The organism is Novosphingobium sp. BL-S-20 (assembly GCF_055521635.1).
In genome coordinates, this window is record NZ_CM145494.1 from 1,801,171 (window position 1) to 1,825,826 (window position 24,656).

General features: G+C 62.9%; 17 protein-coding genes. 12 read left to right on the top strand and 5 right to left on the bottom strand.

Annotated elements, in window-relative coordinates:
- Positions 1-43 precede the first annotated feature (43 nt).
- From ACZ1II_RS16170 to ACZ1II_RS16180, 3 genes are all read right to left on the bottom strand, one after another.
- Positions 44-2,932 carry a TonB-dependent receptor plug domain-containing protein gene (locus ACZ1II_RS16170; protein ID WP_465144661.1) on the bottom strand — a complete coding sequence of 963 codons (2,889 nt, stop codon included), beginning with the start codon at positions 2,930-2,932 and terminating at the stop codon, positions 44-46.
- Positions 2,933-3,430: 498 nt separating this feature from the next.
- Complete coding sequence (locus tag ACZ1II_RS16175) at positions 3,431-6,442, bottom strand: TonB-dependent receptor plug domain-containing protein (protein WP_465144662.1); 3,012 nt, start codon at positions 6,440-6,442, stop codon at positions 3,431-3,433.
- Between the two features lie 880 nt (positions 6,443-7,322).
- A complete protein-coding gene (locus ACZ1II_RS16180) occupies positions 7,323-8,447 on the bottom strand; it encodes an alpha/beta fold hydrolase (RefSeq protein ID WP_465144663.1) in 1,125 nt (374 codons plus the stop codon).
- A gap of 324 nt (positions 8,448-8,771) precedes the next feature.
- Between ACZ1II_RS16180 and ACZ1II_RS16185 the strand changes: the two genes are divergently transcribed.
- The 3 genes from ACZ1II_RS16185 (at position 8,772) to ACZ1II_RS16195 (ending at position 11,568) form a co-directional block, all read left to right on the top strand.
- Positions 8,772-9,668, top strand: coding sequence for a LysR substrate-binding domain-containing protein (locus ACZ1II_RS16185; RefSeq protein ID WP_465147316.1), 897 nt, complete (start codon positions 8,772-8,774; stop codon positions 9,666-9,668).
- A gap of 143 nt (positions 9,669-9,811) precedes the next feature.
- The gene (locus tag ACZ1II_RS16190) at positions 9,812-10,855 is read left to right on the top strand and encodes a YeiH family protein (RefSeq protein ID WP_465144664.1); all 1,044 of its coding nucleotides are present in this window, start codon (positions 9,812-9,814) and stop codon (positions 10,853-10,855) included.
- Positions 10,856-10,953: 98 nt separating this feature from the next.
- On the top strand, positions 10,954-11,568 hold the full coding sequence (locus ACZ1II_RS16195; RefSeq protein ID WP_465144665.1) for a response regulator: 615 nt from the start codon (positions 10,954-10,956) through the stop codon (positions 11,566-11,568).
- Here the strand turns inward: ACZ1II_RS16195 and ACZ1II_RS16200 are convergent.
- Complete coding sequence (locus ACZ1II_RS16200; RefSeq protein WP_465144666.1) at positions 11,542-14,589, bottom strand: sensor histidine kinase; 3,048 nt, start codon at positions 14,587-14,589, stop codon at positions 11,542-11,544. The genes ACZ1II_RS16195 and ACZ1II_RS16200 overlap by 27 nt on opposite strands.
- Before the next feature lie 287 nt (positions 14,590-14,876).
- Between ACZ1II_RS16200 and ACZ1II_RS16205 the strand changes: the two genes are divergently transcribed.
- The 6 genes from ACZ1II_RS16205 (at position 14,877) to ACZ1II_RS16230 (ending at position 21,095) form a co-directional block, all read left to right on the top strand.
- Entirely contained in the window at positions 14,877-15,236 is a 360-nt protein-coding gene (locus ACZ1II_RS16205) for a response regulator (protein WP_465144667.1), read from the top strand.
- Positions 15,237-15,268: 32 nt separating this feature from the next.
- Positions 15,269-16,729, top strand: coding sequence for a sensor histidine kinase (locus ACZ1II_RS16210; RefSeq protein ID WP_465144668.1), 1,461 nt, complete (start codon positions 15,269-15,271; stop codon positions 16,727-16,729).
- Between the two features lie 117 nt (positions 16,730-16,846).
- Positions 16,847-17,941 carry a catalase family peroxidase gene (locus ACZ1II_RS16215; RefSeq protein ID WP_465144669.1) on the top strand — a complete coding sequence of 365 codons (1,095 nt, stop codon included), beginning with the start codon at positions 16,847-16,849 and terminating at the stop codon, positions 17,939-17,941.
- The gene (locus tag ACZ1II_RS16220) at positions 17,938-18,597 is read left to right on the top strand and encodes a cytochrome b (protein WP_465144670.1); all 660 of its coding nucleotides are present in this window, start codon (positions 17,938-17,940) and stop codon (positions 18,595-18,597) included. The genes ACZ1II_RS16215 and ACZ1II_RS16220 overlap by 4 nt, the downstream gene beginning before the upstream one ends.
- Positions 18,594-19,817: a PAS domain-containing sensor histidine kinase gene (locus ACZ1II_RS16225; protein WP_465144671.1), complete on the top strand. Its 1,224-nt coding sequence runs from the start codon at positions 18,594-18,596 to the stop codon at positions 19,815-19,817. Before ACZ1II_RS16220 ends, ACZ1II_RS16225 begins: the two co-directional genes overlap by 4 nt.
- Positions 19,818-19,934: 117 nt before the next feature.
- Entirely contained in the window at positions 19,935-21,095 is a 1,161-nt protein-coding gene (locus tag ACZ1II_RS16230) for an MFS transporter (RefSeq protein ID WP_465144672.1), read from the top strand.
- Here ACZ1II_RS16230 and ACZ1II_RS16235 read toward each other — a convergent pair.
- Positions 21,081-22,679 (bottom strand): PAS domain-containing sensor histidine kinase, encoded by a 1,599-nt coding sequence (locus tag ACZ1II_RS16235; RefSeq protein WP_465144673.1) that lies wholly within the window; start codon positions 22,677-22,679, stop codon positions 21,081-21,083. The two genes, ACZ1II_RS16230 and ACZ1II_RS16235, sit on opposite strands and share 15 nt — an antisense overlap.
- 275 nt (positions 22,680-22,954) lie before the next feature.
- On the opposite strand from ACZ1II_RS16235, the gene ACZ1II_RS16240 reads away from it, so the two are divergent.
- The 3 genes from ACZ1II_RS16240 (at position 22,955) to ACZ1II_RS16250 (ending at position 24,651) form a co-directional block, all read left to right on the top strand.
- Complete coding sequence (locus ACZ1II_RS16240) at positions 22,955-23,359, top strand: nuclear transport factor 2 family protein (RefSeq protein ID WP_465144674.1); 405 nt, start codon at positions 22,955-22,957, stop codon at positions 23,357-23,359.
- A gap of 65 nt (positions 23,360-23,424) precedes the next feature.
- Positions 23,425-24,048, top strand: a complete 624-nt coding sequence (locus tag ACZ1II_RS16245) for a response regulator transcription factor (RefSeq protein WP_465144675.1) — start codon at positions 23,425-23,427, stop codon at positions 24,046-24,048.
- Between the two features lie 156 nt (positions 24,049-24,204).
- Entirely contained in the window at positions 24,205-24,651 is a 447-nt protein-coding gene (locus ACZ1II_RS16250) for a nuclear transport factor 2 family protein (RefSeq protein ID WP_465144676.1), read from the top strand.
- Positions 24,652-24,656 lie beyond the last annotated feature (5 nt).

Genomic DNA, 24,656 nt, shown 5'->3' on the forward strand with positions numbered 1-24,656 from the left:
GGATCGGCCCGGATCCGGCGAAGCGGAACCGGGCCGACCATTATCAGCGGTGGAAACGCAGGCTCAGGAAGAGCGTGCGACCGATCACGTCGTAGACGCCCGACTGGTAGCTCAGCTCGAAGTTGGCCCCTCCCGCCTCGGCACCCGGTATGCGCGGGGGCTTGCGGTCGAAAGCGTTGTTGAGGCCGCCCGACAGCTCGATATTGTCGGTCAGCGCCACGAAGGCCGAGAAGTCGTTGTAGAACACGTTGGGGGTCCAGACCTTGCTGTACTTGTCCGGCGTGATCGTGGTGGCGGCCTTCATCGGCGAGAAGTGACGCAGGCTCCAGGTCACGCCCATGCCTTCGCGCGAATAGCTGGTGCGCACCACGCCCTTCCACTTGGGCGACCCGAAGATACCGGCATATTCGGTGATCGAATTCGGGTCGGTGGGATCGAGCGTATAACGACGCTTGAGCAGGCGCGTGTAGTTGGCGTCGATCGAGAGCTTGCCCGTATCGTCGGAAAGCCCCAGCCGGGACAGCGGCAGGCTATAGCCCAGCCCGAAGTCGATCCCTCGCGTCAGATACTGCGACAGGTTCAGCTTCTGCGTCATCACGGATTCGAGATTGCCGTTGGCATCGCGCTGGATGAGCGGGCAGAAGATATTGTCGAGACTGGACTGGTCGACGCACTTGTCGATCAGCATCTGGGCACCGAAGGCGTCGATCGCATTGCGCAAGTCGATGTTGTAGTAGTCGACCGTCAACGACAGGCCGGGCACGAAGCGCGGCTGGAGCACGGCGCCGAGCGTCAGGGTCTTGGCGGTCTCCGGTTTCAGGTCGAGATTGCCGCTCGAAATGATGTCGCGGTAGAGCCAGTAGCTGACGGTATCGGCCGGGTTGATCGCCGCGCAGTTGGCCGCCGTGTACTGGGTGCGGGTCGCGCGGTTGGCCAAGTTGTAGGTATTGCAGGGATCGGTGATCCAGAGACCCGAAATGCTGTCTGCCGTATAGAGTTCGCCGATGTTCGGGGCGCGGACGGCCTGGCCGTAAGTGGCGCGGAAGCGGATGTCGGGGATCGGTGCCCATTCGCCGCCCAGCTTCCAGGTCGTGGTCGATCCGGCGGTGCTGTAATCCGACAGGCGCAGGGCGCCATCGACCGAGAGCGTATCGAAGAATGGCGTATTCTTCAGGATCGGCACATGGATTTCGCCGTAGACTTCCTTGACCGAATACTTGCCTACCAGAGTGCCCTGCATGGTGCCGATCGTCGGATCGTAGAGCGGGCTGTCCGGGTTGTACTCAGGGATCGCGCCGATATCGTTGCGCTCCTTGCGGTATTCACCGCCGAGCACGACCTGCACCGCGCCACCCGGCAGGTCGAACAGGCCGCCGGAGACGTAGCCCGAAAGCACCTGCTGGGTCAGCGTCGATTTCGACCAGTGCGAGGTATAAGTGATGTAGTCGATCATCTCCGGGGTCAGCGTGACCAGCGGGTTGATCGCCACGCAGCCGTTGCCGGGATCGTCGAGCGTGCTGCGGCACACAGCCTCGCCATTGGCGCCTGTCGTGCTGTCTAGCCCCATGTACCAGCGGTCGTAGGCGGTCGCATTCACGTCGCGCACGCGCTGGGTGGTCTTGCCGTAGGAATAGTAGGCCGAATAGTTCCAGGGCTGGGCAAACAGCGTGAAATCGCCTTCCGCCCCGGTCACGGCCTGGAACAGCTTGCGGTCGTATTCGGTGCGTGGGGCAGGCAATTCCATGAAGCGCCGTGCGAACTGAACCCCGCCCGCGGGAACCGCGCCGCCGTTGGCCGCGCGCATCTCGTCGGTGATGAAGGGACTGTCGGCAGGCACGACGTCGGTGCCGAAGGCGGTCATCTGGAGAGAACCCGAAGTCGAGGTATTGTGCGCGAATGTGGCATTGGCGAAGAGTTTCAGCGCGTCGCTGACCTCGAAGCTGGCCGCGGCGCGGGTATTGAAGCGTTCGGAGGGGACCGAAAGAAACCAGCCGTCATAACGGCCGTTGTATTCGCCCCCATCGGTCAGCAGCGTGCCGAGCGGATCGGTGGACGTGCCAAGATTGACCGGAACGACATTGACGAGACCGCCGGGACCCAGGATCGGATCGCGCAAGGTTCCGCTGTCGCGGTTGACCGAATAGAGCCTGCCGCCCAGCACCACTTGCGCGGCATCGGCGGTGTTGATGTTGCGGACGTGATCCTGGATGAAATAGGGACTGGAACTGCTGGTGCGAGCGTAGATCGGATAGCCGTCCGCGGTCCAGGGCCGATCCGAACCGCTCACTGTCCCGGGCGTGTTCTCGTAGAAGCCGTAGACCGTTACGTTGCCGCGTCCCTCGGAGAAGTTCGTGCCTGCAAGAAGGTCGAACCCGTAAGTGTCCATGTCGCCGCGGGTCGAGGCGTTATAGCGGGTGTTCGCCTCGATACCCTGGAAGTCCTTCTTGAGGATGAAATTGGCAACGCCCGCGACCGCGTCCGCGCCGTAGAGCGCCGAGGCGCCGCCGGTGATCACTTCCACGCGCTGAACGAGGCTGGAGGGAATATTGCTGAGGTCGACCGCCGAAGTGCCGGGGATAGCCGCGACCTGGCGGCGTCCGTCGACCAGTACCAGCGTGCGCTGCGTGCCCATGCCGCGCAAGTCGAGCGCATTGACGCCGGCATTCCCCGCAAGGTTGCTGGTCTGGTTCGTCTGGGTGACCGCCAGCGCAGGGAGCTGGTTGACGACATCTGCGATGTTCTGCGTGCCGGTCGCCTTTATCTGGTCGGCCTCGACCACGGCAATCGGCGAAGGGCTGTCTGCAGCGGCGCGGCGAATGCGCGATCCCGTGACGACGATGTCGTTGGCAGGTCTTTCGGCTGCGGCATCGCCCTCGGCGGTCTGGACCGTCTGCGCATAGACCCCTGTCGAAAGGCCAAGACAACTTAGCATGAGTAACGTTCGCAGCCCTGCTGCGGCGGTTCTATGTTTGTTCATGTGATTTATCGCTCCCTGACCCGCAACAATTTGCTACGGACAGACGGTATACGATATTTTTAATACAAATTTGTCAAGACACCTCGATCACGGCTGATGTGCGCGCTGCGCTTCGTCCTGACGGTAAGGGAGACCTGTGTTGGTTCGAAATGAATACCCAACATCGTGATTGTCCCCCGTCGGCTATCTTTGCCGAAGGCGATCCATTGAATTACGTCGACTCTGGCGACTGCATCCCATCGGTTGCTTATTCGGCTGCCACGATCGAATATCAAAGAGCACTTTGTCGTGCTTTCGCGCGATCGCAGTGCGACTGGGGTCCAGCCCAGAAGATCAATGAAGAAGATGCAAGGCGGGACCAGAAACAAGGGACACTCCTCCCTGATCCCGCCTCGCGCTCCCGCCCGCTCTCCAAGTTGAAGGCGGACGGAAGCGGTCACCTCTTAAACGGCCTTAGAAGTCCACCTTCGCGCCGACGCGGAAGTAACGGCCCATGAACAGGCGGTCCTGCCACGCGGCGTTGAACTGGTAGACACCGTAGGCGGCATTGGGATCGTAGTTCGGCTTGCCGTCGAGGATGTTGAGGACATCGGCGTAAAGCGTGAACTTGCCATCGGCGATCTTCGTTTCGACGTGACCGTCGAGATCGAAGGTGCTGTGGCCATGGCACTGCACGGGGTTGCCGCTGTCCGGGTAGGTCACGAGCTGACCGGCCTCGGCGCTCGCAGCGCAATCCTTGTAGGTGCCACCGGCATCCGACGAAGTGCTCGAGTAGCCGCTGGTGTAGTAAGCGGTGAGCGTCAGGCTGGTCTTGTCATTGACGGACAGTGTGTTCTGCCACGAAGCACGGAAGCGCGGAGCGCCCGAGCACGAAGTCCAGTTACAACCACCCAGCGAACCGTCGAAGCGGTTGATCTGACCGTCGATGTCCTGCTCCAGACGGATCAGGTACGAAGCCGTGGCGCTGGTGCTGAACGACAGCGCATTGGTCAGCTGGAAGTTGCCCGAAGCCGAGACGTCGATGCCCTTGCCCATCATCGAGTTCGCGTTCTGGAACGGAGCGACGACTTCGCCCAGCAGCGGCAGTGCCGAGAGGTTTTCCGGATCAGGCGCACCCTGGGTGACCGTGAAGCCGGGAATATTCACGACGCCGTTGTTGCTGTAGTACTGCTCGTAGACTTCTGCCGTCGGGTTCACCGAGGTGATCAGGTTCTTGATCTTGGTGCGCCAGTAATCGACCGTCAGCGTGATGTTGTGGGTCGGCTGGATCACCGTTCCGAAGGTGTAGGAGGTCGACTTTTCCGCCTTCAGCTTCGGGTTGCCCGAAGAGGTGATGCCGAGGCTGTAACCGCCTTCATAGTATGCCGGGTTGCTGGCATGCGCGGCGCAGAAGGCGGCGTAAGCTGCGTTCGAGCAGTTGATGGTCGAGGTGATGTAGCCCGTCGAGGGGTCCTGGAACGATTCGTTCAGGTTCGGGGCACGGAAGCCCTTCGAGAACGTACCGCGCAGCTTGACCTGCCTCACCGGCTGGAACTCGGCTTCGAACTTCGGAGAGAAGTTCTTCTGGCCGGTCGAGTAGTGGTCGTAGGAACCATCTGCCTTCACGCGGAACATGTCCACGATCGGAACCGAGATTTCATACGAGGCTGACCACACGTTGCGGTGACCCTTCACGCCGATCCCGTTGATGCTGTAGTAGCGATCCGCGGGGTTGACGTCGTTGGCCGGGTTCGAGCTGGGGTTGTTGATCGATTCGTAGCGATACTGACCCGCAACCGCGATGTTCAGCATGCCGCCCGGAAGCTCGACGACATCCTTGCTGAGCGTGCCGATGATCTGCGCCAGCTTCGACGTCGCACGCTTGTGCTGGTCGGGGAAGACGCCCTGGGTCGCTTCCAGCGAGTTCTGCGAAGGATCGACGAAGTTGTAGGTGCCCTGCGCCACGGCGTCCATCAGGCCCTGGGCGTTGATGTAGCCGGTGTTGGTCACGTCCAGCGTGACTTCCGAAGCGGTTGCACCGACGGTGTAATCCCAGCCGTCGCCGAACGAACCGTTGACACCGCCCGAGACGCGGTAGGTCTTGGCATTGGTGTAGGTGTAGGTCGGCGTGTCCGGCATGCCCAGCAGACGGGCCGACTGGCCCTGCGCGGCAAACGGATTGTTCGGGTTGAGAACGCCGTTCGAGGCATCGCAGCCCGTGCCGGTCAGGATGCCGCCGGAAAGCGAGCCCGTACCGCTCGCGCACACGTATGCCGGCAGGAGGACCTGGCTCACCGTCACGCGCTCGCCGCCGGCGGCCGTGCGACCGATCCAGCCGATCGGTGCGGCGCGGTTTGCCGTCGTCACGTTATAGTAGTTGAACATCAGGTACGCATCGGTCCGGTCGTTCAGACGAACGGTGCCGCGCAGCGTGCCACCGATGCGCTTGGTGCGCGCGGTATAGGCCTGATAGTCGTTGACGAGATCCTGCTGGCACACCACCGACGGCGTGCCGGCGATGCCGCCAGCCTGCTGTTCGGGGGTCAGGGTCACCGCGGTCAGATTGCCGCAACCCGCGCCGGGGTTGAGCATCTGGTAGTTGCCCTGCGAAACCCAGTTGCCCTCGGCGTCCTGCGAGTAGGGCTGCACGAAGGGAACGATGGTCGACTGGATGCCGTTGAAGCTGCCGTCGGCCTGGATGCCGTTGCGCACATTGTTGGTCAGGCAGCCATCGGTGGCGCTGCCGCAGATCGAGGACTGGTCGGCGGTGCTCCACGGTCCCTTGCGAGCCGAGAGGTCCATCGCGGCGTTCTTCTGGTATTCGAAGTTCGCGTAGACGTTGAAGCCCTGGTCGTCGAGGTCGCCATAGCCGTAGGTGCCGTTGATGCGCTGTTCACGGCCATCGCCGCGCTGCGAGATACCCATGGAGGCGTCAAGGTGGAGGCCCTGGATTTCGCGCTTGGTGATCACGTTGACCACGCCGGCGATGGCGTCCGAACCATAAGTTGCCGAAGCGCCGTCGAGCAGGGTGTCGACGCGCGACACGATCGAGCCCGGCATCGAGTTGATGTCGACGATGTTGCGCTGACCGTCATCGGCGAGCGGATAGTACGCCGTGCGCATGCCGTCGAACAGCGTGAGCGTGTAGGCATTGTTGAAGCCGCGCAGCGAGGGCGCAGTCGCACCGGTGGTGAAGCCGTTGCCCGACCAGCTGGCCGGAATGGTGCCGGCATTGTTCGCCGTCAGGGTCTGCAGCGTATCGGCAATGGTCTTGATGCCGCGCTTCTCGAGGTCGTCGGAAGTAATGGAAACCACAGGCGAAGCCGTCGCAGCCGCCGGATTGCGGGTGATCGAACCTGTAACGATGATGGCACCGTCGTCACCGTTGTCCGCAGCAGCCGGCGTGTCGGCTTCCTGAGCGTTGGCGGTGCTGCACAGCAGTGCGAAGGCTGTGAGGCTTGTTGCAACGCACAATGCAGCCTTCATGGGAAGTGCTTTCAAGATGTGTTTCCTTGTCCTTTAGGTGCAGCCGGTATCAGGACCCGGCCGGGCAGAGCCGCGATCGATGTCACGCTCGTCGGCGCTTGGGGGAAGCGCCAAGGCGGGCTCTTGCGGCGATTCCGCGAGAGATTCAAAAATTATTTCAATTGAATTCCAATTAAGCCCGATAAATGTTGCAGAACTGCAACATTTTATGCAAAAATCAGTAATGATTCCATTCACATGGTTTTATCTGGACTTTTTCAGACCTCATTCAGCGGGTCTAAATTATATTTTTCCAAGAAAATGCTCAAATCTATTTAATGTAAACAAATTTACGTATGGTTTTAAGAATTTCGTACATTTAAATTATAACTTTATATTATATTGTTTAATTTTTTTAAGACAAATCAGTTGATTTCATCGATCTGATGGAGCGCAAATAATGCAGTACACTTCTTTTATGCGAAGTACACGACGTTTCATTTCGTTCAGCCTTTAATCTCTGGCGGATTTGATTCCGCTCTCGATATGGCGAGCCTATGCTCGGCACCCATGGCCGATGAGTGATCGGGAGGGTTCACTCCTAAGCCGCTCCGCTTTTCTGATGGGATCGAATGCAAACTCTTACGCGCGGCGGCTCAGGCCTAATCCTTGGCGGATGAGGCCTGAGGGGCTTGCAAGACCTGAATTGGAACGGCGAATAGGGGGCGGAAAACTGCAGCCTCGCAGGTTCTGGATTACATCTTTGAAAGGCAGAGGGTCCGCCAGTTCGACCTTGCCAACCACCATTGCAGTCGTTCAGCGTACAAGGTGCCGCCCCTTAAAGCAGATAGTTTGGACTACAATGCTCTCGTTGATTTCGCCTGATCGGGCCTGAAATCGGTCATTGGCGTATAAAGGCTTCGATCCTTTCAACCAGCGTTTCAGGAATTTCGTCGGGAATGAAATGCCCGCTGTCCACCCTGACCACTTCGGCACCGGGAGCCTTGGTTGCCAAGACGCCTTTCAGCCACGCATAACCCGGACCACCAAGTGCCAGCACCGGCATCCTGAGCGGCGCATAGTCATCGTTGTCCACGATGTCCTGAGGAAAGGCCTGATACCAACCGTCGCCAGCCCGGATGGCATCTCGTGACCCGTAGGCCGCAGCATAAACGTCCCGGTCGAGCGCATCGATCGAATGTTCGTCCTTGGTGAGGTAGTGGAAGAACCAGTCCTGCTCCATCCGGATGCGCCCATCGCCCGCCATCTTTTCATGCAGTTCGGGCACCTGGTGATAAGCGAACCACCAGACATAGGCGTGTGAACCATCTCCGACTTTGTCGCCAAACGTACCTAGCGCCGGCAGCATCGGCCAAGTGGCAAGTCCGGCATCCGGCGGAGCGACGTCGAGAAGCACCAGCTTGCTGGTCAGGTCAGGATGATTGGCTGCAAAGCTGTAGGCTACCATCGAGCCGATGTCGTGACCGACTATGTCGACTTTGCCGAGGTGAAGTTCACGTACCAGCGCTGCAATATCGGCAGCCATGGTTTTCTTGTCGTAGCCACCGGCAGGCTTGTCAGAAGAACCCATACCCCGCAGGTCGACCGCGATCACCCGACGATCTCGCGCAAGCGCCGGCATGACCTTGTGATATGACCACCACGTCTGGGGCCACCCCGGAAGCAATATCAACGGAGGGTTTGCGCTGTCTGCCGCGCCCCCTTCTACATAATGAAGACGCACTCCGCCGGCCTCCACGAAACCCTGACGAAATCCCGGCAAATGCGTGAGCAGTGCTTCATCGGAAGTCGCGGGCATCGCGATAACACTGGGCGAAGCTGCGAGGGCCGGGCCAGTTCCCATTACAGAGCTGGCCGAGAGCACCGTGAGTGCAATTCGCAAAGTGAAATTCCGGATCATGTTGAGCTGCTCCCTGAGACTGAATGGCCGCGGCATCGGTCGGTTTCGAATAGCAAAGCGCACGATGCGGGCGCTGCCAGACGCGCGGGTGCCAACCTCGTCCATGGGGTTGCTTCACTCATTCCTGAGTATGATTGCCTGTGGCTAGCCCCCGCCGCCAAACGACGGAGGGCGGGCGCTCTTGGCCACGAAGCGTCCGGTCAAATCTGAACCTGATCGCCATCGACGAAGAGTTCCACGCCGTTGAAGAAGCATGGCGGTTTTGCGCCTGCAGGCCGGGCCTTGCGCACGCCGAAATCGAAACTCAGCCGCCGCATCATGCAGGAAGCTGAAGGGCGTCGCGTCCTTCCCGAACAAACCGCGCAACATAACCGGGATACTCTCGTCGGCGTCGTCGCTGACCGCTACAGTCTCCGTATGAACGATACGATGCCTACGCTGACGACGCTGGAACATCTGCGTATTTTCGTTGCTGTCGCCGAGCGTGAGCATGTGACCAGGGCTGCAGAAGCTCTTCACGTCACGCAATCGGCCGCCAGCGGCGCCATCGCCATGATCGAGGCACGCCATGACATCAAGCTGTTCAACCGCGTCGGACGCCGGATCGAATTGACCGAAGCCGGCCGCGCGTTTCTGACGGAAGCGCGCGCCGTATTGGCAAGGGCAGCCGATGCCGAACGAACCCTGGCGGAATTTCAGGGCCTCAAACGCGGTTCGCTGCGCCTCGTCGCCAGCCAGACGATTGCCAGCTATTGGCTCCCGCCCATCCTGGCGCGCTTCCACACCAGATACCCGAGGGTCGAGGTATCCATTGCGCTTGCCAATACCGAAAGCGCTGCCGACACGGTTCTTTCAGGAGCGGCCGAGCTGGGCTTCATCGAAGGGGAAGTCGATGATCCCGCACTCGCGCACTGGCAGATCGCTAAGGACGCAATGGTACTGGTCAGCCGGGATAACGAAGCTCACCCGGTGACGCAGGCAACTCTGCGAGAGGCACGCTGGATCATGCGCGAAAGAGGGTCGGGTACGCGGTCCACTTTCGAGCAGGCGATGCGCAGGATGGGGATCGATCCCGACCTGCTCGACATCGCTCTTACCTTACCCTCCAACGAAGCCGTTCTGGCCGCAGTCCGCGAAGGCGTGGGCTGCGCTGCATTATCCAGGCGCGTCGTCGAAGCCGCAGTGGCAGCCGGGATGGTGAAAGTTCTGCCGTTTTCACTACCGGAACGTCCGTTCTACGCCATTCGGCAAATCGAGCGTTACCAAAGCCGGGCCGCAGATGCGTTTCTGGAAACGATCAAGCTGGCCGCCGAACCGGGCGCCTGAGGATCAATCTCTCACCGAGATTGGAACCATACGAATTCACCGTTAGAACCAAATGCGCCGAGGGCTCATCTGCCTCCCCATAAAGGAGACGCGCGATGTTGCCCCTGACACTTCCCCTGCCTCAGCTCTCTATTTCTGCCGCGTTGGCACGCGTAGCGCCGGGACTGGGCCTGTGTTTCACGGTGACTGCGGCTGCTTACGCGCTGCAAGCCATCGAACTGCACTTTTTCGGCCGCGCATGGCTCGAAGCGCTGGTACTGGCAATTCTGACGGGCACCCTGGTGCGATCGGTCTGGACACCCTCCCACCGCTGGCATCCGGGTATCAACTTCAGCGCCAAATTCCTGCTTGAGGTGGCCGTCGTCCTGCTCGGCGCTTCGGTCAGCGCAGCGGCTATTCTGGCGGCGGGGCCATGGATGCTTCTCGGTATTGCCTGCGCCGTGATCCTGGCCATCGCAATCAGCTACGGCATCGGTCGTAGTTTACGGCTCCCCCAGCGGATGGCGCTGCTGATCGCCTGCGGCAACTCCATTTGCGGCAACTCCGCAATCGCTGCCGTAGCACCCGTGATCGGCGCAGACGGAGACGATGTCGCGGCCTCGATCGGATTTACCGCAGTGCTGGGCGTTGCTGTCGTACTCGGCCTGCCGCTGCTAGCCGCGGTGCTCCAACTCACGCCGCTCCAATCGGGTGCCCTCGCCGGTCTCACGGTCTACGCCGTGCCGCAAGTCCTGGCCGCCGCGGCGCCGATGGGACATGTCGCAGTACAAGTCGGTACGCTGGTCAAGCTGGTGCGCGTGCTGATGCTCGGGCCGGTCTGCCTGCTGCTCTCGCTGTTGGCGCCGCGCCTGCGAGAAGAAGCGAACGAGGCCGAACCGGGCGTCACCGCCGGCGACCGCCCTGCCCTCGGCCATCTGCCTGTCCATCACCTCGTGCCGTGGTTCATTCTCGGTTTCCTTGCGCTGACCACGTTGCGCTCGCTGGACCTGGTGCCGCAGGGACTGTTGGCTCCGGCCGGAACTCTTGCGAGCACGCTGACGGTCGTTTCCATGGCGGCGCTCGGCCTTGGTGTCGATGTTCGCTCGGTCGCCGGGGCCGGTATCCGGGCCACCAGCGCGGTTGTCCTGTCTCTCGCCGGGTTGACCTGCATCAGTCTTGCACTGATCCATTTTCTCCATCTCGCCTGAAGGAAGCTTGCGGGCGTGACGAAATCCGGTTGTTCCCTGATGCCGCGCACGTCTAGGAGAATGCAATCAGTCATCCTTGAAGCCGGAAAGATGCAGCGATGATCCGTGTACTGGTGGTCGACGATCACCCCGTCGTGTGCGAGGGTCTGAGCGCCATCATCGAAAGCGAAGAGGATCTGACGATCGTCGGTACAGCCGGTGACGGAATCGAAGCGGTGCAGCAGTTCTCCGCGCTTCGGCCGGACGTCACCCTGATGGACATGCAAATGCCCAAGGCAAGCGGCGCCGAAGCTATCGCGACCATTCTGGCAAACGCTCCTGCGGCAAGGATCATCGTCCTGTCGACATATGCCGGAGATGCCTCGGCGGTGCGCGCGCTCAAGATCGGCGCGGCCGGTTACATGCTCAAGAGCAATGCCCGCAAGGTCATAGCGCAGGCGATCCGCGATGTGCACGCGGGCAAGCGCTACATCGATGCCGAAGTCGCCTCGCAAATAGCCATGCATGTCGGCGAACGGCCTTTGACGGCGCGTGAAACACAGGTGCTGGCACAAGCCGCAAGAGGCAACGGCAACCGCGAGATTGCGCTAATTCTGGGCATTTCCGAGGAAACCGTGAAGGACTACTTCAGGAGCGCCTTCACTAAACTGAACGTCTCCGACCGCACCCACGCAGTCACCGAGGCGCTAAGGCGCGGCATGCTCACGATCTGATCGGCCCGACAACCATCTCGTCAGCCAAGTAACGCGGACCGGATAGGCTTTGCGCGCCGGAACTCGCATCCGGATCGAAGTGCCCGCTCCCGGCTGGGATTCGACCGTCAGACTGGCCCCGATGCTTTCCGCACGCTTCTGCATCCCAACGAGGCCATAGCCGGATGCCGCATCCCTGCGGTTTTCAAAACCCGAACCATTGTCCGCCACCACAACCTCCAGAGCGCGCGTACCGAACGTTACCTCGACCGTGACGGATTGCGCCCGCGCATGGCGCGCCGCATTGAACAGCGCCTCCGCCGCGATCTCGCGAACTTCGCGAGTAACCACGACATCGACCGGGCGAGCCTGCCCGTTCACCGAGACGGACCGCTCGACATCGGCCGCAAACGGCATCTTCATCATCACCTGCTGCAACATGGCATGGAGGTCGGCGGGGCTGTCCTCCAGATGCAGGTTGTGAACCCGCAGTTTGCCCTCGGCAATGAGGGCATCGGCACGGTCGAGACTTTGCTCCAGTTCCTGCCGATTGGGATCGGGAGCCTGCATCCTGGAGGTGATCGCCTGAATGCGCATGACCAGCCCCTGCATGCCTTGCAGCAGGGTATCGTGAATATCGCGGGCAATACGCTCACGCTCGTTCGCGCGTTCGGCGGCCTGGCTGCGCAACCGTCTCGAGACCTGTGCGACGCGCCAGCGCATGCCCAGCCAGAGGCCGAGCAACAGAATGAGCGCCGCGGACACAGCAAACCACCACGTCTGCCAGAAATGCGGCGCAACAGCGATCTCGATGCTCTGCCCCCGATGGTTCCAGACGCCGTGAGAATTGGCCCCCATGACTTCGAGCCGATAATGTCCGGGGGGCAACTGGGTGAACATGGCCGCACGCTGCTCGCTGGCGTCGACCCATTCGGAATCCACGCCCTTCAACCGGTAGCGCAGGCGCGTCGCCATGGGATTGTCGAAATCGACGACGGCAAGCTGTATCCGCAGCCGGCCAGTGCCGGGCCGCAGTTCCACTCTGGATGCTACCGGCATGACCCGATCATCGGCCTCGATGGCCGTGATGAGCACCGGCGGTGGCGGCCCGTCTGCAGGCGCGGCAGTCGGATCGAATACGGCGATCCCATTGCTCGTCGAAACCCAGATGCGCCCGCTGCCGTCGGCGGCCAGACCGGACATGTTCGCATAAGTCGGCGGACCGGGCACGCCGTCTGCCGCCCGGAAAATACGCAGATCGGGCTGGAAATGCGGATCGACGAAGATGCGGTCGAAATCGGCCGTCCGCAGTCGCACGATCCCGCTGCTGGTCTGCAGCCACGTCTCGCCGCGCGGCGTCTGGACGATCCCGGCGACGAAATTGAGCCAGGGGAAGCGAGCGCTCGAAACCACTTTGACCGACCGGCCGTCGAACCGGCCAAGGCCGCGATCGCCGCCCAGCAGTATCGCATTTCCGCTGCGATACTGCGCTTCGATGAAGCCCAGCGTATTGTCGGCCTGGCGCCATACGATCCGGGAATGCTCGCCATCGGTCAGCCACAGATTGCCGTTGCCGATATAGGCAAGCACCCACCCGTCGCGCCAGGCGGAATAGGTGCCGATCGAATAGCCCGTATCCTCACCGAGAGCGGCGGCGACGGAGCGGTCCGATCCCAGGAGAGCAAGGCCGTGGTCGGCAGCGCCCCACAGACGGCCCCGATCGTCTTCAAGGCATCCGTTGAGGCTCAGCTCTTTCGCAAGCCTTGCACCATCCCGGCCGAGCAGGAGCGATGCCGGCGAAGGTCCGCCGATGCGCGTAAAGCGGTCCGTCCCATTGAACACCCAAACACCTCCGGATCGAGCAGCGCAGGGCGCAACCCCGCTTGGGCGCGCTCCCGGCAAGGAGGTAAGGCCTTCTCCCCGACTAGACCGAAAAAGGCGGTCGTGCCTCCAGGCCCAGACCGTGCCGCGCCCGTCGGCGGCGGCATAGGCGGGAGAACGATTTTCGACTGTGTTGTTGGCGCCCGCCAGAACCGAGACGAAGGAACCGCGATTGAAGCGTTCCAAGCCTTGGCTCGTCCCTATCCAGAGCGCCTGCTCGCGATCGATCATCGACGGCAGTGCGCTCAGCGGCAGTACGGATGCGGTCAATGCATAGCCGCTGGGCCACTCCGCAATGCGCTCCGCACGACCGGATGCTCCGATGGCGTAACGCTCCAGCACATTGTCGCCCTGAACGATCCAGAAGTGGCGGGCATCCTCGAACCGGACGGGTGCATCGCCTTTGCGGGTAAAGCCTGTGATCGCAAAGGCCTTGCCGCCAATGCCTCTGGTGGACCCCAGCTCGGTGAGGCGACTTTTTCCGACCAGCCAGACGCGGCCATCGGGACTATCCGCAAGGCTGGATGAATGGACCCCGCTCGCCACAACGCGCAACCCGTGATCCCTTGGCGAGATGGCAAGGAGCCGATCTCCCACCAACAGCCACAGCGTTCCATCGCCGCCGACGGCGCTGCCATAGAACAGGTCGGCCTTGAACTCGGTCCACGACACCCATTTGCGGTCGACCAAGCGGGCAACATAGACCCGCTTGCTATCGCTGCCCACGGCCCAGGTCATTCCGGCGCGGTTGCTCGTCAAGGCGAAGACAGTACCCATGCGCAGGCTGGTCAGAGCCATATGCCGCCCCCCGCGCACGAGCGAGAGTCCCCCGTAGTCGTGCCCCACCCACAGATCGCCATCGGCAGTCGCCAAGAGCGGCCCGATCGTATCGGCCTGGATCGGTTTCGCGCTGGAAGGTGGTAGCCGCGTGAAATTCCGGCCATCGTACTTGTAGAGGCCGTCACTGGCGCCGATCCACAGGATCCCGTCGGGCGTCTGCGCCAGTGACCGAACCCCGGCCGGAGCGCCTTCCCGCGGTCCGGTGAAACCGTGCTGCCACCCCTGCATTTCGAGAGAGGATAGAGGCTGAACGCCCGCCCCCGCCGTGCCGCTTGCCAGGCAGAGCAAGCCGGGCGTAATCAGCAGGGCAGTTCGGGACAACCACCTCCACTGCCGCAACAATCCTGCTCGGCTCGGCCCCGTCACTGCGTTCAACACCCCCCGTTTCTCCTTACCCCAAAGCGGCGACGCAGCATGGCATATTCGCCCTAGCACCGAGCAGGCGGTGATGCACTCATGCCCCAGTATGAGCTGAGCGGAATGGAGACCGGGTCTCCGGGCTAGCCTATTCACCCCCGCGTATAATTGTTCGGGACCAGCCAGCCGGCTTAGAAAAGACGAGATCGGAAGGCTTTTCAATGAACCGCACATCACCCTCACCCCCATGCGTGGCGATCGTCGACGACGAGGAATGCGTCCGCACGGCCCTAGCCGGACTGTTGCGATCGATAGACGTGCCTTCGGCCCTGTTCGAAAGCGGGATCGGCCTGCTCCAACAGGACCTTAGCCACTTCATCCTTGTCCTGAGCGATATTCAGATGCCGGAGCTTTCGGGAATCGATCTGCTGGACCGCATCCATGCTCTGGCGCCCGATCTCCCGGTCGCCTTGATGACTGCCTATCCTGACGCCGAATGGCGCCAGCGCGCCGAGGAAAAGGGCGCGCACCGTTTCCTGGCGAAACCCCTCGATGCCGATGCCGTCATCGCCATGATCGAAGGTCTGCTGGGCTCAGCCGGGCAAGCCTGACCATGGTCACGCCCTTAATGGACAGGACGCGAGTGTCTCTCGCCGCGCTGACAGCGGCAGCCGTCTTCGTCATCGATACCTTCACCCGCCTGCAGAGCGCCGTCGCCGTGCTCTATGCACTGGTGCTGCTGATAGCCGACGACGGAACATCACGATCTCGTCCTTCGCACTGGGCCTGTCCCTGTGCCCTCCTTGCCGTGATCAGCTTTCTCATCAACCATGGTGGCAGGGCCGATACTGACGAAATGCTGCGCCTCGTGGCCAGCCTTGCCGCCATCACCATCGCCGCCCTGCTGCTTGCCCGGAACCGGCGGCTGCGCGAACAGGTGCGTGCCAGCGACGTCCGTTACGAGACGATCTTCAACTCGATCGCCCTTGCCATCTGGGAGCATGATTTCACCGAGGTCATGGCCGAACTGGATGCGCTCAACGCAAGCGGCGTCGACGATCTGGAAGCCTATCTGCGAGCCGATCCCGACCAAGTCGCGCGCTTGCGCAGTCTGGTGAGAATTACCCATGCCAATGACGCGGCGAGGCGACTGTTGGGTATGTCGGGAAAGGCGAGATTCTTCGAGCGCCTTTCCGACTTTCTGCCCGAAGAAGATCAGAGTTTCGTGGAAGGCCTGCTCGCTCTCGACCGGCGCAGCGCGAGTTTCGAGACCGAATGCCGGGTCCGCACCGCCCAGGGCGATCTCATACCCATCTTCATCGCCATGCGCCTGCCGGCCGACGGCCGCGGCTACGATCGCATCTGTGGCAGCGCGCTCGACCTCACCGAGCGCAAACGCATGGAAAAAAGCCTTGAATCGGCACGTCAGGAGCGTGACGAAGCCCTGCACAGAGCGATCATCGGCGGCCTCTCCACCTCGATATCGCACGAAGTCAGCCAGCCACTGTCTTCGATCAATGCCTATCTCGCCGCCGCGCGCCGCTGGCTGGACAGGCACCCCCCCGATTTCGCCGAAGCGCGCCGGGTCATCGCGCAGGCGGAGCACGCGGGCGAGGATGCCGCCCAGGTGATCGCACAAGTCCATGATGTCGTGGAACAGGGGCGCCTCGAACGGTCGCTGGTCCTTTTCGATCCTCTCGTCCGGCGCGCGGTCGAGGCGATCCAGTCGCGGCACCCAGCAGCCTCGCTCACCGTAACGGCCGAGGCTGGAAGCGGGCGTATCCTGGGCGAGGTCCATTTGCTGGAGCGCCTGGTCTCCAACCTGATCTGCAACGTGTCGAACGCCTCGCCCCCCCCTGACGAAGAAACCGCCATCGGCATCGCGACATCCCTTGATGGTTCCTATGTACGGCTGAAGATCGCCTGCAATTCAGCCGCCAGGCCGGCGAAGACAACGGCGACGGATCGGCGCCCTGCCCACCTCTCGGCAGGCGGTCTGGCGCTCTGCCGCGCCATCGCTCAGTTCCACGGCGGTTCCATCCGGGTCACAGGCGGCTGTGCCGGAACGGGTATCGACATCGAACTCGAACTCCCCCGCGCCTGATGCGCCGATGATCCCGATCATCCCTGCGTATAAAAGCTTTCCCCGAAGCCATGGCATAAACTCGTCCGATCCCAAGCCCAATGCCCACGCCCAATGCCACGGCGGCACGGAGATTTCATGTCCACCAGAAAACCGGTCCCTCCCGCCCCCCTCCTTGCCATCGGCGGGATCGCCGCCCTCCTCGTGCTTGCCTTCCTGTGGGCGGCCGGATGGATCGGTCCCCGACGCATCAACGGCGGCGATGTCACCCGCGCGCTGGAGTACAACACCGGGAAGCCGCAGCCGGGCTTCCGCCGCGCCCATGCCAAGGGCCTCTGCCTGTCGGGCAGTTTCACCGCCAACGGCGCCGGCAGCGAAGTCTCGACGGCCCAGACGTTCGAGCCCGGGACGTATCCCGTGATCGGGCGCTTCTCGGTCGCAGGCGGCAATCCGCTGGCCACCGACGGACGCAATGTGTTCCATTCGATGGCCTTGCTCCTGAAGACCCCCGACGGGCAGGAGTGGCGAATGGCGATGGATCACACGCCCATCTTCCCGGTATCGAACGCAGCAGGCTTCATTGCCCTGCAACGCGCCTCGCGCCCCGATCCGGCGACGGGCAAACCCGATCCGGCAAAAATGAAGGCCCTGATCGCGGAGTATCCCTCGGTAAAGGCGTTCCAAGACTATCTCGCCAAGGCCGTGCTGCCGAGCAGCTTCGCCAATGCGACCTATTACGCGATCAATGCCTTCACCATGACCGACGACACGGGCCAGACCCGCTTCGTGCGCTGGCAGTTTACCCCGGAGGCTCCGCTCAGCGGGCTGGACAAGGCCCATCTGGACACCCTCCCCCGCGATGCCCTGTTCCGCGAGATGATCGAGAGAACGGCCAAGGGGCCGTCGCGCTGGCACCTGATCCTGACGATCGCCAACCCCGGCGACCAGACCGACAGCGCCACCGTGGCCTGGTCCGGCCCGCACCGGACCATCGACGCCGGTGTCCTCACCGTGGACAAGGTCATGCCCGAGGAGGTCGGCGCCTGCCGCGATCTCAACTTCGATCCCACGATCCTGCCCACCGGCATCGGCCTGTCCGACGACCCGCTGCTGGCGGCACGGTCGAAGGTCTACTCCTCCTCGTTCCAGCGCCGCGCCGGGGAAGGTCCGCATCCGAGCGCTGTCGGGGGCGATCTTGCCAAAAACCCTGCCTCCAGGGAGTCTGCACGATGAACCGCCCGCCCCACGATTTCCATCCGCTGCTGCGGGTGGTTCACTGGCTGATGGCGGCCATGGTCCTCGCCATGCTGTTCATCGGTGTCGGCATGGTCTCCACCACTGGCCCCGCCTATACGAAGCTGCTGGAACTGCATCGCCCAGTCGGCATCGCGACCCTGATTCTGGTGGTGCTCCGCCTTCCCTTGCGCCTCGTCACCGGATCGCCGCCCCTCCCCGGAGACCTACCGCCGATGCAGGCACTGGCGGCCAAGGGTTCGCATGTGCTGCTCTATGCCAGCATGGCGGCCATGCCATTGATCGGATGGGCCATGCTCGCCGCAGGGGGCTATCCGGTGGAGCTGTTCTCCGGCCTGATCCTTCCGCCCATCGCGCCCCACGACTTGTGGCTCTACGCGGTGCTGCGGCAGGCGCATACGGTGATCGCGGTGCTGTTCTTCGCCCTGATCCTCGCCCACCTCTGCGCCGCCTTGTTCCACGGTCTGGTCCGCAGGGACGGCGTGCTGCGCAGCATGACGGTGGGAACGCCGCCAAGCCCCGTGGAACCGGCGCCCGAACTGCCACGGGGCGATGGCGAAGTCCCGCACTTCGACCTATACCCACACGCCGACGATCCCGAAGTTCCGGCAACGCAGCCCAAGGCGAACGAATGAATTCGGCACCCGATTTCCCAGAATCCGACCCCGGCACCCAGGCTCACCGCTATCACCGCATCTTCGAAGCCACGGTCGTCGCGTTCTGGGAAATCGATCTGGCCGACATGCAGGCGATGCTGGCCGAAAGGTGCCGGGAGACCGGACTGGAACCGGCCGACTACGTTCGGGCCAATCCCGGCTTCATCCGCGAGTCGATCGACACCTGCCGCGTGCTCGACCTCAATACGCGCGCGCAAGTGCTGTTCGGGGTCGACCGCGAAACCGCGCTGGCAACGCCTTTCGGGCACTGGTGTCCGCCCCAGGCGGAAACGATGCTGCTCGACAATCTCGTGGCCTATCTCAGCGGCGAAGCAGGGTATGAGGGCGAGGCGGTGATGATGCGGGCGGACGGCTCGCTGTTCCCCGTCCATGTCAGCACCGCGTTTCCGCAGGAGCCGGTATCACCACCGGCAGGCACCTTCGCCATCATGGACATCAGCGACCGCATCGAGCGCGAGGAAGCGCTGGCAAGGCTCAATACCGAGCTTGTCCGGGCAGCCCGCGTCGCCACTCTGGGCGAACTGGCCGCGTCCATCGCCCATGAAGTCAACCAGCCCCTGACCGCGCTGGTCGCGAACGGGAATGCAGCGCTGCGCTGGCTCAGGCGGCCGGTGCCCGACATCGAGGAAGCGATCGATGCCATTTCGCGCATCGTCGAGGACGGGACCCGCGCCAGCGAAGTGCTCGCCCGCACCCGCCGCATGGCGACCAAGGGCGACGGAGAGCGCGCGTCGCACGACTTCGCGACAATCGTCGAGGAAGCGCTGGCGATAGTGCGCTGGCAACTGGCCAGCCTCGGCGCGGACGTCGACGTGGCCATCGCCGCCGATGTCGGCAAAGTGCAGGTCGACAGAGTGCAGATCCAGCAGGTGCTCATCAACCTGCTCGCCAATGCGGCGCAGGCCATGGCCTCCATCCCCATACCGCGCCGGATTGCGCTCTCCGCGCGCCCGGACGGCCCGTTCGTAACGGTTCACGTCGATGACCACGGCCCCGGAATTCCCGAGGCCGTGGGCGATCAGATCTTCAACGCCTTCTACACGACCCGGCCCGACGGCATGGGAATGGGCCTCTCGATAACCCGCACGATCGTCGAGGCGCATGGCGGCACGATCCGGGTCGACACCTCGGCACAAGGCGGCGCCAGCTTCCGGTTCACGCTGCCCCGCGCGGACTGAATCCGGTTCCGGCGGTTATACGCGGGCATGATCGACAGGTCGCCGCGCATTCGCTCTTAGGGTTTCATCCGCGCCGACCATCCGGCGCGCTCCGAAACTCCGGGACACGGAAACGCCATGCCCAATTTCACTGCCATCCCGGCAGAATCCTCCCGTCGCTGGACCGCCGTTTGCGCCATCGCCCTTGGCACTTTCGTCATGGTGACGAGCGAGTTCCTGCCGGTCGGCCTGCTCGGATCGATCGCGCGAGATCTTGGCGCTTCTGAGGGCCGGACCGGGCTTCTGCTATCCGTACCCGGCCTCGTCGCCGCCATCAGCGCGCCTGCTTTCGCCATCTTTGCGGGCCGCCTCGACAGGCGAATGGTACTGTCGGGCCTGACGCTCAGCATTGCGCTCTCGGATCTGGTCGTGGCCAATGCGGTTCACTTGTGGATGGCTCTCACCGGACGCGTGCTGCTGGGTCTGGCCCTCGGCGCCGTATGGACTTTCGCCGCCGCCATCGGTCGCAGGCTGGTGGCTGAGGACGATGGCAACCGCGCGGCCGCCATCATCATGGGCGGGATATCCATCGGCACCGTACTCGGCGTACCGCTCGGCACTCTGGCGGGCGGGCTCGCGGGCTGGCGTGCCGCCTTCGACTGCGTGGCTTTTCTTGCCCTGATCGCATTTGCGGTGCAGGCGACAATCATCCCGCCGCTCGAAGCCAGCGAGCGCCTGAATGTGAAGGCCATGACGGCGGTGCTGCAAGTCCCGGCTATCCGTATTGGCTTTGTTGCAACGGCACTTGTCGTTGCCGGACACTTCAGTGCCTATGCCTATCTGGAACCGTTTCTGGCAGCGCGAGGGGTCTCCGGCGCCGTCATGGCGTGGCTATTGGCTGGCTATGGTCTGGCCGGATTGATCGGCGTCTGGCTGGGATCATGGGCGAGCAGCCTCAGCCCGCGCTGGGCGCTTGCAGGCGCCATGCTGGTCATCGGCTTGGCGATCGGCACCACGCTTTTGGCGGGATCACGACCTGCCATGGCGGCGACCACCATTCTTGCCTGGGGAGCGGCCTTCGGCGCGCTGCCGCTCTGCCTGCAAGTCTGGACGCTTCGCGCGGCACCGCAGAATTTCGAGGCAAGCTCCGCGCTTACCAATACGGTTTTCCAGTCTTCCGTAGCGATCGGCGCTCTTGTCGGAGGGGTGATCGTCGATCATGGCGGGGTCGGGAAAGCCTGGATGATCGGCAGTGCGCTCGCCCTCACCGGTGCCCTTGTGGCATCACGCAAACCGTAGCGTCGCCGATCCTTCGTCGAGGTTTTGCTTATCCGCCGCCACGATCGGGATATCGATCGTGAACGTGCATCCGGGTCCTGCGTTGTTGCAAGCGACGATCGTGCCGCCATGGGCCTCGACGATCCCTTTGGAAACGGACAGACCCATCCCCATGCCATCGGCCTTGGTGGTGAAGAACGCCTCGAACAGCCGGGCTGCACCCACGGCATCCAGACCCGGCCCGGTATCGGCCACGCGAACTTTGGCGCGCGGGCCATCCAGCTGGAATCCGACTTCGACCGCCCTTCCCGGACTGCCGCCCTCGGACATGGCCTGCGCCGCATTGACGATGAGGTTAATGATAACCTGCTGCAACTGCACCCGGTCGCCCAGAATCCGGATCGGGGCATCGCAGCCGGCCAGCGTGCAGGATGCGCCCAGGATAGCGATCTGACGCCGCGTGATCTCGATCGCTTCCGCCAGCGTCGGCTTCAGCTCGAAGACGGTGCGCTCGCCGCTGCCTTTCATCGCCATGGCACGGGTGCGCGCGATGATCCGGGATGCGCGCTCCGCTTCGAAGACCATGTGCCCGATGGCCGCGCGTGCCTCGTCGAGATCGGCTACCGGCCTGTTCAGCCAACGCAGCGCGGCATTGCCGTTCGCCATGATCGCGCTCAGCGGCTGGTTGATCTCGTGGGTGATGGAGGCGGCCAGTTCCCCCAGGATCGAGACGCGCCCCGCATGGGCAAGGTCCAGCTGCGCGCGGGCAAGCGCCTTTTCGCGGGCGATCCGCTCGCTGATGTCGACGAGGCCCACGACGACGAAGACCTGCTCCTCCGGACGCTTGGGATAGGCGGCACTCAGGATAACATCGAGGTTGGCGCCGTCCTTGCGGCGGATCACCGTTTCCGCCTCGTGGCTGACCTTGCGGGCGATGTAATCGAGGAAGACACGGTTCCACACCGCCATCGTCTCGTCCGGACACCAGAGGCCCAGCGGCTTGCCCACCGCCTCGCCCGGAGCCACGCCGAGCATCTGGCAGGCCTTTTCATTGAGGCCGACGATCGGCGTGCAATCGAGCACACGCCTGACAACGGTGATGTCGGACGCGATGTAGGCGGCAATATCCCCCACCTCGCTCTCCAGTTCCGCCATGACCCGGCGAACGCCGCGAAGATCGATCTCCACGAAGCCGACGATCGTGCCGTCGAACACGCTGTGAAACCGGTTCTGCTCGCGCGAGAGATCGAAGACGAGGGTATGGAAGCCTTTGAAGCGCCCATCGGCAATTTTGGGGACGTAGCGGATCGCCGCCTCGCGCGAACCGCCGCTACAATGTGGAACCTCGGCCTCGAACGAAACCGTCTCGCCTGCGGCCACGCGCTCCAGCCAGGGCCGCCGCTCGGCATAGAGAGCGTCACCGAGAAAGTCCCGCATATGGCTGCCGACAAGCTGCCCCGGCGTTCGTCCGTACCAATGGATATGGTGATCGTTGGCGAAACGGCACACATGCCCGGCATCGAAGAACGAGATCAGTGCAGGAACCGCGTCGGCCGTCGAGACACCGTAGTCGCCGCTCTCGGACTCTGATCCTGTGTCCAACATTCCGGTGGGCCTCGCATCGCTACTTTGAAGCCGCGCCGACCGGCTCCTCTCGGCCCGGCACCGGATAGCGGCAGGCGGCGCGATGATATTGCCGGGCTGCGAGAGCAACAATCGCACGCCCGTGGGGGAGGATCGCCCCCCCGAACGGGGGGATGCGGACACGAAAGCCGTCGCCTATCACGGCGCTCATACCCGTGTATGAGGTTCGCAAAGCCCCTGGATAGGCCACATTGCCCCGCATCATGCGGCAAGCCGCACAGAAGGGGATTGAATTCGTGGAACAGCCTGCCGACGGCCATGCCGAACCGCCGACATCTTCGGCGCGCATGAAGGAATTGCTGAAGCGCAACCTCCGCGAGGTCTTCGGCGAGAACGATCCCGGCCGCAGGCGAGCGGCCCTGAACGAACTCTGGGCCGAAGACGGTGCGCTCCACGTTCCCCCCGGCATCATCCGGGGCCGCGAGGCGATCGACACTTTCGCCGGCCAGCTTCGCGCCACGCATCCCGATTTCGTCTATAAGCCGATCGGCGAGCCGCAGACCCTGCACGATGCAGGCCGACTTGCCTGGGGCTCGGGTCCCGCAGGCGAGCCTCCCCACTACACCGGGTGCGACGTCGCGATCGTCGAAAACAATCGTATCTCCACCTTGATCGTCTTCCTCGACGATAGCGGCGAATGACGATGCAAACTCCGAAATCGCACGCAGGCTGGACGCCGAAGGCCCAAGGGTGACATGACCCCATCATGACCGATACCGAAGAAGCCCAGATGATCCACGTCGTTGACGACGATCCTTCGATCCGCATCGCGCTCGACGGCCTGTTCCGCTCGGTCGGCTACACGGTTCGCACCTTTGCCAGCGCTGCGGATTTCATGGCCTCCGGATGCGCGCAGGCAGCCGGATGCGTGATCCTCGACGTGCGGCTGCCCGGCGTCAGCGGGCTGGATTTCCAGGTCCAGCTTGCGGATGCGGGCGTGCAGATGCCGGTCATCCTCATGACGGGCCACGGCGACATCCCGATGAGCGTGCGCGGTATGAAGGCAGGCGCGGTGGACTTCCTGCCCAAGCCATTTCGCGAACAGGACATGCTGGACGCCGTCACCACGGCACTGGCCCGCGATGCCCGGCAGCGCGCCGAGCGGCAGGGATCTCAGGAACTGAGGGAACGCTATGCCCAGCTATCGCCGCGCGAGCGCGAGGTCATGGGCTTCGTCGCCCAGGGCCGGATGAACAAGCAGATCGCCTGGGACCTCGAACTCAGCGAAATCACCGTCAAGATCCATCGCGGAAATGCCATGCGCAAGATGGGTGCCAGGAATCTGGCGGACTTCGTGAAGATAGCGGAAGCCGTTAAGGATATTGTCTAACGAAGGTGCTCGCCCGTTTCGCGGCCATGCATGCGGTCGGTCATACCCGCGTATGATCTCCTAGCCCGCTTGTATCAGGCACCGATACGCGCGCCTGAACGCACTCCCGATCTTCCTTTCCTATCATTGTCTTGCCCCCAGGAAAGGACCATCGAAATGCAGACCAACGAAGACGTAATCCGCTCGCTCTACGCCAGCGCAGAAGGCAGCGGCAAGGATACCGCACTGTTCGTTTCCCTGTTTACCGAGGACGGTTACTTTTGGGATGTCGCCGCCGGGCAGAAATACTACGGCAAGGAGATCGGCGACACCGTGGACATCTATGCCGAGGCCTTCCCGGACATGCACCGCAAGCTGGAGAAGTTCGTCGTGCACGGTGATATCGTCGTCGTCGAACTCAGCCTGAACGGCACGCACCGCGGCGATCTGCGTCTTCCGGCCGGAACGATTAAGGCCACCGGCAACGAAATCCACGCCCCCTGCTGCGACGTGTTCCACTTGCGAGATAGCAAGGTCGCCTCGTTCCACTGCTACACGGCAGCCACGATCCTCCTGGCTCAGCTCGGGGTCTTCGGAAACCTCGAAGCGGCGCTGGAACATTGAACCGC